A 13,033-nucleotide genomic window follows, 5' to 3' on the forward strand; every position below is an offset into this window, starting at 1 on the left:
ATGGGATGAACGCCGCCGAACACGACCACCAACGCCCCCCGATCTGCGTACTTGGCCTCGGGCTCATCGGCGGCTCTCTGGTCCGCGCGGCCACCGCCGCAGGGCGGCACGTCTGGGGATACAACCGTTCCGCGGAGGGCACAGACGCCGCACGGGCGGCCGGTTTCGACGCCACCGCCGACCTGGATCTGGCGTTGCGGCGCGCCCGCAACGCCAGGGCCCTCATCGTGCTCGCGGTACCGGTCCCAGCCCTGCCCGCGCTCCTGACGCGCATCGCGGAGCTGGCCCCCGAATGCCCGCTCACCGACGTCACCAGCGTGAAATCAGCTGTCCTACAACAGGTGTCCCAGCACGGACTGGCGCAACGATTCGTCGGTGGCCATCCCATGGCGGGCACCACGGAGTCAGGGTGGGACGCCGGTGACGCCAAGCTCTTCCGCGACGCGACCTGGGTCGTCAGTGTCGACGACGAGGTCGATCCACTGGTGTTCGCTCAAGTAACGCGGCTGGCCCTGGACTGCGGATCCGTCGTCGTCCCGGCACGCTCGGACGAGCACGACGCCGCCGCGGCGGCCATCTCGCATCTGCCCCACCTGCTCGCCGAGGCCCTGGCCGTCACCGCCGACGGGATCCCCCTGGCGTACTCCCTGGCCGCCGGATCGTTCCGGGACGGCACCCGGGTGGCCGCCACCGATCCGTCGCTGGTGCGCGCCATGTGCGAATCCAATCCGCATGGTGTGCTGCCGGCCCTGGAAGAGGCCATGGCGCTACTCGCGGCGACGTGGAACACCCTGAACGCGGAGAGCTCCGTGGAGCTGCTGGTAGAGGCCGGCCACGCCGCACGGCAGCGGTATGAGGCACACGAACGATTCGACATCACCGGCATCAGCCGGGAGGACCCTCCTTGGCGCGAGCAACTGGCCGAGGCCGGGCGGCAGGGCGGTGTGCTGCGGACCGTGCCCTAGATCCGGAGAGCCAAACCGGGGTATTCCAGCAGGAATCCCTCGTCATCGACGGTGACGGTGGTGTCGGCGACCGGCGAAACCACCTTGATGCCCTTGCCGTCGTTGCGGTAGCTAATGGTGGCCGGGCTGACGACCAAATCCGGGAGGGTCACGTAGACAACGGGCAGCACCGCGCTGCCTTCCTGCTGGTAAAGGCCGGTCCGGCGGATTGGCAGCGCGTTGAAGAAGGGGCTGAACACCACGTCGACGTCCAGAGCCCCGTCGAAGGAGGAACGCGTCGCGCCCTCATGGTTCTGCACGGTCCACATGCCCTCTTCGTCCCGGGCGATGGACAGCTGCCGTTCCCTTTCGGCAACGGTGGTCGACAGCGACAGGCGGTTGGTGGAGCCCGTCTCGTCGGTCACCAAGTCGTATGAGGCACTGAAAGCGGGATGAGCGTCGGACGCGCCGGCCACGAAACGGCCATGCGCACGGATGCGCCGGCCCGATAGTTGGACCCGGGTGGATTCCATACGCGACGCGTCATGGGCGCGCCAGGTCAGCACGGCAGGACCGGTCGCCGCGTCAGTCTGACTGGGGTTACTCACCCGTCTACCGTAGGCGACCGCGCAAATTGAGCCCCCGTGAGCCCTTTCTGTCTCCAATCACCCCCGCTTGCGCACGACGTAGAGCAGGTACTCCCAGTCCATCAGCAGTCGTCCGTCGCCGCGATCGTGTCGTCGTGCCAGCTCGACAAGCGCATCATCGAGTTCGGCGGTCCTGCCCGCGTCATCCGCGATTGCCGCGTAGACGGCAATCGTCGGCCCGTAACAGGCCTTGAAGAAGTCGCGGAACTCCTGCGCGGTGGCGAACCGGTCCACCGTCAGCATCCGCCGCTCCACGGTGACTTCGATGACCCGGTCCGCAAGGAGTGTTCGCACATGGGCCGCGTCTCCCCACAACGGAGGCGGTTGCGCGCCAGGCGGTGGAGCGGCCGCGAACGGTTTCATGGTCGCGAACATCTGGCCGATGAATCCCTGCGGTGTCCAGTTGATCAGGCCGATGGTTCCACCCGGCCGACACACACGGATCAGTTCATCCGCGCTGTCCTGGTGCCGCGGAGCGAACATCACCCCGACACAGGACACCACGACATCGAACTCGTCGTCGCCAAACGGGAGCGCCTGCGCGTCCGCGACCTGCCAATCAATGTCTGCACCGGCCGCGGCGGCCACGGCGCGCCCCGCCTCCAGCAGCTCGGGAGTGAGATCGGAGGCCACCACGTGCGCGCCGGCCCCCGCGGCGGGGATCGCCACGTTCCCGGATCCGGCCGCGACATCCAATACCCGGGCACCGGGGACAACGCCGGATTCCTTGACGAGGACCGGGCCGAGCGACGCGATCACCTCGGAAGCCACCGCGGCGTAGTTGCCCAGGGCCCACAACGAAACTCTTTGGCCTGTCTCTGCGTTCATGTACATACGCTAGAAGGATCACCGCCCCGGGGGCTAGTACAAGATCTGTACTGGGGCTGTTCACCGCGACGTCGGCGGCCTACCGTTCATCCATGGGTGCGTCGTACTACCAATTCTGCCCCGTCGCCAAGGCGATGGAGCTGCTCGACGAGCGCTGGACGCTGCTGATCGTGCGTGAATTACTGCTCGGCAGTGAGCATTTCAACGATATTCGGCGTGGAGTGCCGCGCATGTCTCCGACATTGTTGTCCAAGAGGCTGGATCGGTTGGTGCGTGCCGGAATCGCCGAGCGCCACGACAACCGCTACGTACCCACGGACGCCGGTCGTGAGCTGCGGCCCGTGGTCGAGATGCTGAGCCAGTGGGGAATCCGGTGGATCGGCGAGATCGGGGACGAGGATCTGGACCCCAAGCTGCTGCTCTGGGATATGCGCCGCCACGTCATCGGCAGCGCGGTCCCCGAGGGCCGTACGGTGCTGCATTTCCACTTCGGCGATGTCACGGTCGATAAGCGGCACTGGTGGCTGATCATCACGCCCGAGGCAGCCGACCTCTGCGATGCCGACCCCGGCTTCGACGTGAACATCGGCGTGACGGCCCAGTTGCGCAGCCTTACACGAGTGTGGCGCGGTGACGCCTCATGGTCGGATGCGTTGCGCTCGGGCGAGGTGGCCTTCAACGGGCCATCAGGGTTGTGCCGCGGGCTGCCGGCCTGGTTCGACCCGCCCCTCTACGCCGGTGTCCCCCGGCCCTGAGTCCCCGGTGAGATCGCGCGGAGCCGGGCGCAGCCTTCCGGTGCCCGGGGCCGACAGCCACACCGCAAAGGCAAGAACCGAGTCCAGCAGCAGGGCCAGCGCGGTCACCAGGAGGGCGCCGACCAACGCCAAGTGAAACTGCCGGACCTTGATGCCGTCGATGAGGTACCGGCCCAGCCCGCCGAGACTGGCGTAGGCGGCGACGGTCGCGGTCGCGACGATCTGCAGCGTCGCTGTCCGCAAGCCCGACAGGATGAGCGGTAACGCGTTCGGTATCTCGACACCGAGCAGCACCTGGCGTTCTGTCATCCCCATGGCACGCGCCGCCTCCACCACCGTGCGGTCCACGTTCGCGATCCCTGAATAGGTTCCGGCCAGCAGCGGCGGCACCCCGAGCAGCAGCAATGCGACCGTCGGCGGAACCAGACCCAGACCCCACAGCAGCACACCCAACAGCAGCACACCCAGCGTCGGCAGTGCGCGCAGCGCATTTACCGCGCTGACTACGAGAAACGTGCCGCGGCCGGTGTGCCCGATGATCAGACCTATCGGCACCGCGACGAGCACCGCGGCCAGCAGGGCGATCGCGGTGTACTGCAAGTGCTCACCAATCCGCGTGCCCAGCCCGCTGTTGCCCGTCCAATGGGACGCGGTGAATATGTAGCCGAGCGCATCGGAGAGGAAGTTCACACTGCACCAACGGCTTTCGTTGCTCTGGTCCATGGCGTCGCCGCGCGGCCGAGAACCACCAGGAGCGAATCCACGACGACGGCAAGCAGAAAGATGGCGATGATCCCGGCAACGATCTGGCTGCTCTTGTTGGCCTGGTAACCCTCAGTAAACCAGGTACCCAGGCCGCCAATGCCGATCACCGATCCCACCGAGACCATCGAGATATTGGTGACGGCAACGACTCTCAGGCCCGCCACCAACACCGGTATGGATAGCGGCAGCTCAACCCGGACGAGGCGGGCCAACGGCCGATATCCCACGGCGGTGGCCGCATCACGCACCTGTGGGGCAATGGCGTCGAGCGCCTCGGGCACGGCACGGATCAGCAGCGCGGTGGTGTACAGCGTCAGCGCGACCATCACATTGGCCTCGTCGAGTATCCGGGTGGGAATGATGAGGGGTAACGCCACGAACAGAGCCAGCGACGGGATGGTGAACACAATGCTGGCTATCACCGTGGTGATCCGCCGCGCGGTCCGGTGCCGGTGAATCAGTGCGCCACAAGGAATCGCGATGGCCAACCCGATGAGGATGGGGACCAGTGACAGCCGCACGTGGATCAGCGAGAGCTGCCAGGCGTCGCCGAGATGGGTAAAGAGATAACGCATCTCACCGCTGCCCGGTACGGCGTTGCCGATCCAGCGCGATGAGGACGTCATCCCCTCGGACGCCCCCGCGAACGCGGCCGTCCTCATCGGTGGCCACACCCAGCCCCGATGGCGAGGACAGTGCGGCATCGAGAGCCTGCCGCAATGTCCCGTCCGGGCCGAATAATGATCCGCCCGCTATCACGCTGTCGTATAACGATTTTCCCGACCGGTAGACCTCCGCCCCGGCATCGTCCATCCAGCCGAATGGTGTGCCATCGGGATTGCAGACAAGCACCCAGCTGCGCGGGGCGATGATGAGGTCAGGGACGTCTGTTTCAAAGATCTGCCTGATCTCGTACAGCGGCAACTCACCCGCCTCGCGGAACTGCAAGCTTCGATAGCCCCGATCACGCCCGATGAACCCGGCGACGAAATCGCTTGCCGGGTTGGATAACACCCGCTCAGGCTCGTCATACTGCTGCAACACCCCGCCGGGCCCGAAGACTGCGACCTTGTCCCCAAGCTTGACGGCCTCGTCGATATCGTGCGTGACAAAGACGATGGTCTTGTTGAGCTCGGCCTGGAGGCGTTGCATCTCGGCCTGCAGGTCATCGCGCACATTCGGGTCGACGGCGCTGAAGGGTTCATCCATCAGCAGGATCGGCGGATCAGCGGCAAGTGCACGCGCCACTCCAACACGTTGTTGCTGCCCGCCTGAGAGCTGTGCCGGGTACCGGCTGGCCAGTTTTGGATCGAGCCCCACCCGTTCCAAAACATCGAGAGCCGCCTTGCGTGCGGCACGCCGGGATTCGCCGCGCAACACCGGCACTGTCGCAACGTTGTCGACCACACGCTGATGCGGCATCAGGCCGGCGTTCTGGATGACATACCCGATACCCAGCCGCAGTTTGACCGGATCCACCGTCCTGACATCTTCTCCGTCGACGATCAGTACACCGGAAGTGAGGTCGGTCATCCTGTTGATCATCCGCATCGAGGTGGTCTTGCCGCATCCCGACGGCCCCACGAACACCGTGAATGACCCCTTGTCGACGTGCATGGTGAGATCGTCGACCGCGGTAGTCCCGTCGGGGTACTTCTTGGTGACATTCTCGAAGGTGATCACGCGATCAGTTCCCTATCGGTTTCTCGAAACCCTTGTCCGTCAACCACTTCTGCGCAGCCTCCTTGGGGTCGACGCCATCGTTGCCGGATACCGCAGCGTTGAGCCGGGTAAGATCCTCGGTGGTCAAGCGTGCGGACAGTGCGTCGAGCACCTTCTTCAACTTCTCGGATTTCTTCTGCGCGTTGACCAGCGGCACCAGATTGCCGGCCGGAAAAGTGAACTTGGGGTCGTCCAACACCACCAGATCATGCTCGGCGATGGCCGGCGATGTGCTGAATATGTTGGCCGCGGTGATCGTTCCGTCCAACAACGCCCTGACCGTCGCCGGTCCGCCACCATCGCTGATGGCCACGAACCGCGACTCCGGGATATCCAGACCGTAGTTGGCCTTGAGTCCGGCCAAGCCGACGCTGCGGTGCAGGAACTCCGAGGGCGCACCGACCTTTACCTCCTCCGAGTGGGCCGCGAGGTCGGCGATGGAGTGCAGATTCCAGGCGTCGGCGGTGGCCCTGGTGACGCAGAGCGTATCCGCGTCCGAGGCCGGAGAGGGCGACAGAATGTCCAGATCGCCGTCGAGCTTGCGCAGCAGCGCCAGCTCGACGTCGTCGGGCTTGGTGGCGGTGGCATCCGGATCGAAGTAGCGCAGCAGATTTCCGGTGTAATCGGCGATGAGATCGATCGAATGGTCCTTGACCGCCGGGATGTACGTCTCGCGGCTACCGATGCCCAGCTGTTTGGTGATGTGAAAGCCGTTGGTCTGCAATATCTGTGCATACAGCTCGGCCACGATCTTCGATTCGGGGAAGTCGGCCGAGCCGACGATCAGCGTATTAAGATCGCCCGAAAGCGGCCCTCCGCCCAGGGGATTGGCACTACCGCAGCCGCTGAAGACAACCGCGGCCATGACGGTGGCGAGGAGTCGTGCGGCCCTGCGCATCCTCCGACAGTAACCGGGCAACCGTCACCTCGCCCGGCTTTACCGTCACGAAGATTCCGGTGGCTAACCCGTAGGCGCCGTGGTTTCCGGACTTCCACCCGGCCCGGCCAAGAGCTCTGGCAAATATTTGATAACCGCCTCCGCCTGCTCATCGGGAAGCAGCTGACGCGCGAGCACATTCGCTCCGATGATCATCAACATCGTGGCGTTGGCCCGATCCCGCGCCTCGTGCTGCCCGATCTCCGGACGCTGTGCGCGCATCACCTGCGACAGGAGTTCGGCACCCGTCTCACCGAAGCTCGCCCACAGCGCCTGCCCTAATTCGGGATCGGTCCGCATCTGGCCGAGAAGGGCGGGGGCGGCCGCGATGACATCCGGCCGTTCGAAGAGTTCGGCTGTGTACGAGCAGGATTCCCGGACCCAGTCGCCAACTCCCGCGGCGGCACTCATCTCCCGGGTGGGAGCGGTCCAACCGAAAACCGCCTCGAACACCAGGTGCGCGCGCGAGGGCCAGCGGCGGTACAGCGCCGGCTTGCCTACACCGGCCCGCTCGGCGATCGCAACCATGGTGGTGGCATCCCACCCCTGCTCCACCAGGAGCTCACGCGCGGCAGCAAGCGCCTTGGTGTCGATATCGGAACTGCGGCGGCGACCCCTGCCCACGGGTAACTCGTCAGTAGTCATTGCAAATAACGGTACACCATGTTACGTATTAAGAAGGTTGGTGGCGTGGGTCACAGACAGAAGGGCAGCCGATGACAGGACTTCTTTCCGGAAAAACGGTGGTGATATCCGGAGTGGGCACCGGGTTGGGCCGGGAGGTCGCGCTCAAGGCGCACCAGGACGGCGCGAATGTGGTGCTCGGCGCGCGGACCCGGGAAAACCTTACGAGCCTCGCGGCCGAACTCGACGACACCGGAGGCACCGCCGCCTGGGCGGTCACCGACATCAACGACGCACAAGCGTGCCAGGGCCTCATCGACACCGCCGTCGAGAGGTTCGGCGCGGTGGACGCATTGGTGAACGTCGCGGCCAAGGAGGACGTGTTCGGCGGTATCGAGGGCGCGGATCTGGCGCAGTGGCAAGCGATGCTCAGCACGAACGTCGTCGGCACACTCCAACTCGTTCAGGTGGCCGTACCGGAGCTGAAGAAGAACGGCGGGTCGGTGGTCTTCATCGGTTCACAATCGGCGTTCCATCCACAGCTGCCCCAGGCCGCATATGCGACGTCCAAGGGAGCCCTACAGAACGCCATGTATCAGCTGGCGAAGGAGCTCGGGCCGCACAAGATTCGGCTCAACATGGTCGTGCCGACATGGATGTACGGGCCACCCATCCAGCTGTACATCGGTCTGGTTGCCCAGCAGCGCGGCATCACCGAAGCGGACGTGCTGGCGGAACTGACGGCCAAGTTCCCCCTGGGCGAGATGCCCGCCGATGAAGACGTCGCCGACGCGGTGGTGTTCTTCGCATCTGATCGGGCACGCATGGTGACCGGGCAGACCCTATTCGTCAACGCAGGAGAGTTCTTCGCATGAGTGATAAGTATCCCGTCATCGTCTGGGGCACAGGGGTTGTCGGCAAGCTGGTGATCCGCGAGCTGTTGGACCATCCGGTATTCGAGCTGGCCGCCGTCCTGGTGCACGATCCGGCCAAGGACGGTGTGGACGTGGGGACCCTGGTCGGCAGCCACCCGATCGGACTGGCGGCCACCACCGATATCGACACCGCGCTGGGCACCGAGGGCACCGTCGCCTACTTCGGGCCGACTGCGCAGTACGCGCTGGAAAACATCGACAACATGTCCCGGGCGCTGCGCAGTGGACACAACGTCGTCTCGACCGCGATGACGCCGTGGGTGTACCCGCAGGTGTGCCCGCCCGAGATGCTGACCGATATCAAGCAGGCCTGTGAGGATGGTCAGACCTCCTGTTTCACCACCGGTATTGACCCCGGCTTCGCGAACGATCTGTTCCCGATGACCCTGCTCGGCGTGGGCGGGCGGGTGGATTCGGTACTGGTGCAAGAGCTTCTGGACTATCAGTACTACAACGGTGATTTCAGCATGCCGATGGGACTGGGTGCGCCCATGGATCAGCCGGCGGTGCTGGAGATCCCCGAGGTGCTGATCCTGGCGTGGGGCCACACCATTCCGATGATCGCCGACGCCGTCGGGGTGAAACTCGACAAGATCGACACCGTCTACGAAAAGTGGGCCACCCCCACCGCCATCGCCTACGGCGCCGAGCCCAACACCGGCACCATCGAGGCCGGGCATTGCGCCGCGGTGCGATTCGAGATCCGCGGCTGGGTAGGCGGCCAGCCGAAGATCGTCATCGAGCACGTCAACCGGATCACCAACGACACCGCGCCGCACTGGCCGCGAGCGCAGTCGGTCGACAATGACGCCTACCGCATCGAGATCAAAGGCAGCCCCAACATCACCCAGGAGACCGTATTCCGTGACGAACGCACCGGTGACGGCGCGATCGGCGGCTGCCTCGCTACCGGGATGCGCGCCATCAACGCGATACCAGCGGTTATCGGCGCTAAACCGGGCTTCCTGACGCCACTAGATTTGCCGTTGATCGCGGGCCAAGGCACTATCCGCGCCTGACCTGCGCCGAGCGTCGGCCGTTCGCGGTATCCACGCGATCTTTTCCGCGAAAGGCCGACCCGGGGCGCTTGCAATCAGCGCCCATGTAGCAAATGATGAACTCATGACCAGCGACCCCGGTACGACTCCGGACTCTCCGGTTGCCGACACATCGATCGACATCCCCGTCGGAGAACAGCCACCGCTGCCCTCCACGAAGCCCACCAAGAAGGAAGACGCGGTCAAGCGGACCCGCGCGGCGGCGACCTGGACAGGCGTCATCCTCGGCCTGTTGATCCTGATTCTGCTGCTGGTGTTCATCCTGCAGAACCTGACGGACACGACTACCCACTTCCTCGCGTGGGAGATCCAGATGCCTCTGGGCATCACCGTGTTATTCGCGGCCATCACCGGTGCAGCGCTCACCGCCCTGGTCGGTGGGGTGCGAATCATCCAGCTGCGGCGCGCGGCGAAGAAGAACCTGAAGGCCTAAGAGCCGGTTGGGCCTCTACGACTGCAACTGTCAGGTCTCTGGAGTCAGTCTGCTGTATCAGGATGCCGTGTTGGTGATCCTGAGGCGAGCCGGTAAGCGCTTCACACCAATCACGTTGGGCCTCCGCGGCTCCTACAATATGGCGGGTGCGGTCAGCGCAAAGGAGGATCTGAATACCAAACTGGTCCTGAACTACTTCATCGACCGGTTTGAAGACGGAACCTTCCTCGCCGCGGATGACACCACGCGTCCCGAGTACCGGCTGCCACCCACACGAGACAACATCCAGTCACTTATCGACGTCATCGAGCGCACCACAACATGCTCTGAAGTGAACACCTCTTACGGGCCCAACGGTGGCGGGCATAAACCATCCACATTGCTCGATGATGATTTCGTCGTGCATGCACTGATCGCTCAACCCGTGTGGGATGCGATTTCAGCGCATCACAAAGGACCAGAACGACCCACCGAAGCACAATTCACAAGCGTCTTCACCGACCCTGCGGCCGGGCAGATTTATGCAGGCCATATTCCCGAGCTCAGCACAGAGATACACGAACTTGCCAGCGTCGACTTGTTTCTCGAAGAGCATGGGATGGCCTGGACGCCGCCCGGCTCACTGGCCTGTCGCTACCCCAGCAGCTATGACGACCACGAGGACGAGCAGGTACACGACTGGCTGAACCGCGCCCGCGCGGACTATCACGCCCTTCCCTGGATGCTCGCGGCGATCGATGAATGCTCTGCTGTGTTTGAAAGCCAGGTACGCGAGTTGGACGATTAGGCCGTTTCACCCAACGTTGATGAACGTCTGCCTGGACAATATGGCCGTGGCCACGTTCTCCGCGCTTGTCCGGAAAGCTCTCAAGGACAAGCCCATACCACTGGCTGACGCGAAGCATTTCGACGACGCCGAGGTTGTCACGATGCTGCGGATGCTCGGCATCGCGATGCTCGAGGTCGGTCAGCCCACAAACCTGGTGTTGGCCAAATTGCACGATATCGCACCGCAATACACCGATAAGGAGCTACGCGCCGTCGTCCTGCCCACGGTGCTGATCATCCAGATCGACGGCGTGACCGGGCAGCTGGAAGTGGAGGAATCCACCCGCAGCACAGCACAGTTGGACCAGGCCGGCCATATCGACACCATCGCCGACATGGCCTCCGCCGGGGCGATCGCACCAGCGGAGGCCATCGCAAGAATCTACGAGATCCGCTGTTTGAAACCACGTTTCGGGACCATCCTCACCGTCGTCGGGCACACCATTCTGACCCTCGGCTTCGGACTCGCGCTGGCGCCGACCTCCTCGGCACTGCCCGCCTACCTGGTACTGGGACTGATCGTCGGCGTGCTGATGTTGGCGACCAATCCCATGCCCACCCTGGCCGCCACGATGCCCGCCGTGGCCGCCTTTGTGGTGACGGTGATCAGCACCTTCATCGTCGCGAATGTGCCCAGCGAGGGTCTTGCCCGAGTGGTGGCGCCGGCTCTGATCGCCGTGCTCCCCGGAGTGACCCTCACCATCGGAGCGTTAGAGCTAACGAGTACCCAGCTGATGGCCGGGTCCACCCGCATCGTGTACGGCATCGCACAGCTGATGCTGTTGGCGTTCGGCGTGGTCATCGGTGTGAAAGTGGCTGGGCCCCTGGAGCCCTCTTCACTGGGGCCGCCGCTGGGCAGCTGGACGATCGCGCTGGCGGTACCGGTGATCGCGGTGGGGTTCTACCTGTACAAGTCCGCACCGCGCGGATCGCTCATCTGGCTGATTATGGCGATCGGCGTCGCCATGTTGGGACAGCGACTCGGCGGCCTGTTCCTGGCACCGGCGATGACCGGCTTCATCGGGGCGGTCGCCGTCGTTCCCTTCGCCCTGTTCGCGGCGCGATTCAAGGGCGCGCCTTCCGCAATCGTGTTGCTACTGGCCGCTTTCTGGTGCCTGGTGCCAGGCGCGTTGAGCTTCGTGAATGTCAGCGAGGTCGCTGCCACCGGACATGCCAACCTCACCGCGCTGCTCGACACCTGCATGGCGATCTTCTCGATCGCACTGGGACTCTTGGTAGGAGCGAGCCTGCACCGCGGTATGCGTTACGCGCTCACCATCAGTCGGTAGCGAATTTGGCCAGTTCGATCCGGGCCACCACACCGCGATGCACCTCGTCGGGACCGTCGGCAAGCCGTAGCGCACGGGCGTTCACCCAGGCCGCCGCCAACGGGAAATCATGGGAAAGCCCCCCGCCGCCATGGATTTGGATCGCCATGTCGATGATTTGTTGAGCCATATTCGGTGCGGCCACCTTGATCTCCGAGACTGCCGACAACGCACCCATGATGCCCACGGTGTCCAGCAGCCAGGCGGCGTGCAGTACCAGCAACCGGGTCTGGTTGATCGCGATCCGGGCGTCGGCGATGCGCTCGCGGTTTCCGCCCAGGTTCACCAACGGTTTTCCGAACGCGGTGCGGTCCAGTCCGCGCCGGCACGCGTGCTCCAGCGCCACCTCGGCCAGGCCGATCAGGCGCATCGCATGATGCACCCGGCCCGGTCCCAGCCGTCCCTGGGCGATCTCGAATCCCTTGCCCGGTCCCGCGATGAAGGCATCCACGGGCAGCCGCACATTCTCGAAGGACACCACGCCGTGGCCACCCGGCTCGTCGTAGAACCCCATCGTCGGCAGCATCCGTTCGATGGTGACGCCCGGGGTGTCCATCGGGACCAGCACCATCGAGTGGCGCGCGTACCGATGCGCGGCGGGGTCCGTCAGCCCCATGAAGATGATCACCTTGCAATCAGGATGACCGACGCCGGTGCTCCACCACTTGCGGCCATTGATCACCACCTCGTCGCCGTCGACGACGGCGGTAGCCGCCATGTTCGTGGCATCGGAGGACGCGACATCGGGCTCGGTCATGCAGAAGGCAGACCGGATATCGCCCTCCAGCAGCGGTTCGAGCCAGACCTCCTTCTGCTCCTGGCTACCGTATCGGTGTAGCACTTCCATGTTCCCGGAATCTGGTGCGTTGCAGTTGAATACGGTGGGCGCGAAGAGCGATCGGCCCATCTGCTCGGCCAGCGGCGCGTACTCGGAGTTGGACAGCCCGCCACCCAACTCCGGATCTGGCAGGAAGAGGTTCCACAGCCCCGCCGCGCGCGCCTTCGCTTTCAACGCGTTCAGCTCCGGAGGGACAGCCCAGAGCTCAGCCGTCGTGCCGGCGCGCGCACCCAGCAGCCGGTCATGATGGGCCAGCACCGCGCGCTCCACCGGCATGATCTCCGTGTCGACGAACCCCCGGACGGCGGCGGTCAGTTCAGCGGCGCGGGCAGAGGGGGCGAAGTCCATCTGTCCGATGCTAGGGCGGTTGGCGCGGCACGTGACAGACTTC

The 13,033-nt window shown here is 64.7% G+C and carries 15 protein-coding genes; 7 read left to right on the plus strand and 8 right to left on the minus strand.

Translation table 11 applies throughout. The features are described from left to right. Positions 1-5: 5 nt before the first annotated feature. Positions 6-965, plus strand: coding sequence for a prephenate dehydrogenase (locus B4400_RS11730; protein ID WP_078311225.1), 960 nt, complete (start codon positions 6-8; stop codon positions 963-965). Here B4400_RS11730 and B4400_RS11735 read toward each other — a convergent pair. Continuing rightward, positions 962-1,510: a putative glycolipid-binding domain-containing protein gene (locus B4400_RS11735; RefSeq protein ID WP_078311226.1), complete on the minus strand. Its 549-nt coding sequence runs from the start codon at positions 1,508-1,510 to the stop codon at positions 962-964. The two genes, B4400_RS11730 and B4400_RS11735, sit on opposite strands and share 4 nt — an antisense overlap. A 99-nt stretch (positions 1,511-1,609) precedes the next feature. Further along, complete coding sequence (locus B4400_RS11740) at positions 1,610-2,419, minus strand: class I SAM-dependent methyltransferase (RefSeq protein ID WP_286151290.1); 810 nt, start codon at positions 2,417-2,419, stop codon at positions 1,610-1,612. A gap of 92 nt (positions 2,420-2,511) precedes the next feature. Between B4400_RS11740 and B4400_RS11745 the strand changes: the two genes are divergently transcribed. Beyond that, positions 2,512-3,174, plus strand: coding sequence for a winged helix-turn-helix transcriptional regulator (locus B4400_RS11745; RefSeq protein ID WP_078311242.1), 663 nt, complete (start codon positions 2,512-2,514; stop codon positions 3,172-3,174). Here the strand turns inward: B4400_RS11745 and B4400_RS11750 are convergent. The 5 genes from B4400_RS11750 to B4400_RS11770 form a co-directional block, all read right to left on the minus strand. Then, positions 3,106-3,864: an ABC transporter permease gene (locus B4400_RS11750; protein ID WP_078311243.1), complete on the minus strand. Its 759-nt coding sequence runs from the start codon at positions 3,862-3,864 to the stop codon at positions 3,106-3,108. The two genes, B4400_RS11745 and B4400_RS11750, sit on opposite strands and share 69 nt — an antisense overlap. Next, a complete protein-coding gene (locus B4400_RS11755) occupies positions 3,861-4,514 on the minus strand; it encodes an ABC transporter permease (protein WP_057967406.1) in 654 nt (217 codons plus the stop codon). The genes B4400_RS11750 and B4400_RS11755 overlap by 4 nt, the downstream gene beginning before the upstream one ends. 1 nt (position 4,515) lies before the next feature. Continuing rightward, on the minus strand, positions 4,516-5,622 hold the full coding sequence (locus B4400_RS11760; protein WP_078311244.1) for an ABC transporter ATP-binding protein: 1,107 nt from the start codon (positions 5,620-5,622) through the stop codon (positions 4,516-4,518). Between the two features lie 4 nt (positions 5,623-5,626). Beyond that, positions 5,627-6,559: an ABC transporter substrate-binding protein gene (locus tag B4400_RS11765; RefSeq protein WP_078311245.1), complete on the minus strand. Its 933-nt coding sequence runs from the start codon at positions 6,557-6,559 to the stop codon at positions 5,627-5,629. Positions 6,560-6,622: 63 nt separating this feature from the next. Beyond that, complete coding sequence (locus B4400_RS11770; RefSeq protein ID WP_078311246.1) at positions 6,623-7,243, minus strand: TetR/AcrR family transcriptional regulator; 621 nt, start codon at positions 7,241-7,243, stop codon at positions 6,623-6,625. Positions 7,244-7,314: 71 nt separating this feature from the next. Between B4400_RS11770 and B4400_RS11775 the strand changes: the two genes are divergently transcribed. The 5 genes from B4400_RS11775 (at position 7,315) to B4400_RS11795 (ending at position 11,765) form a co-directional block, all read left to right on the plus strand. Beyond that, on the plus strand, positions 7,315-8,097 hold the full coding sequence (locus tag B4400_RS11775; protein ID WP_078311247.1) for an SDR family oxidoreductase: 783 nt from the start codon (positions 7,315-7,317) through the stop codon (positions 8,095-8,097). Further along, positions 8,094-9,176: an NAD(P)H-dependent amine dehydrogenase family protein gene (locus B4400_RS11780; RefSeq protein WP_078311248.1), complete on the plus strand. Its 1,083-nt coding sequence runs from the start codon at positions 8,094-8,096 to the stop codon at positions 9,174-9,176. The genes B4400_RS11775 and B4400_RS11780 overlap by 4 nt, the downstream gene beginning before the upstream one ends. Positions 9,177-9,279: 103 nt before the next feature. Beyond that, positions 9,280-9,648, plus strand: coding sequence for a LapA family protein (locus B4400_RS11785; RefSeq protein ID WP_078311249.1), 369 nt, complete (start codon positions 9,280-9,282; stop codon positions 9,646-9,648). A gap of 7 nt (positions 9,649-9,655) precedes the next feature. Further along, positions 9,656-10,435, plus strand: coding sequence for a hypothetical protein (locus tag B4400_RS11790; protein ID WP_078311250.1), 780 nt, complete (start codon positions 9,656-9,658; stop codon positions 10,433-10,435). Between the two features lie 46 nt (positions 10,436-10,481). Then, positions 10,482-11,765: a threonine/serine exporter family protein gene (locus tag B4400_RS11795; RefSeq protein ID WP_286151292.1), complete on the plus strand. Its 1,284-nt coding sequence runs from the start codon at positions 10,482-10,484 to the stop codon at positions 11,763-11,765. On the opposite strand, the gene B4400_RS11800 is transcribed toward B4400_RS11795, so the two are convergent. Further along, positions 11,755-12,990 carry an acyl-CoA dehydrogenase family protein gene (locus B4400_RS11800; RefSeq protein WP_078311251.1) on the minus strand — a complete coding sequence of 412 codons (1,236 nt, stop codon included), beginning with the start codon at positions 12,988-12,990 and terminating at the stop codon, positions 11,755-11,757. The genes B4400_RS11795 and B4400_RS11800 overlap by 11 nt on opposite strands. Between the last annotated feature and the right edge of the window lie 43 nt (positions 12,991-13,033).

It is taken from the genome of Mycobacterium sp. D16Q13 (assembly GCF_002013375.1).
GTDB lineage: Bacteria > Actinomycetota > Actinomycetes > Mycobacteriales > Mycobacteriaceae > Mycobacterium.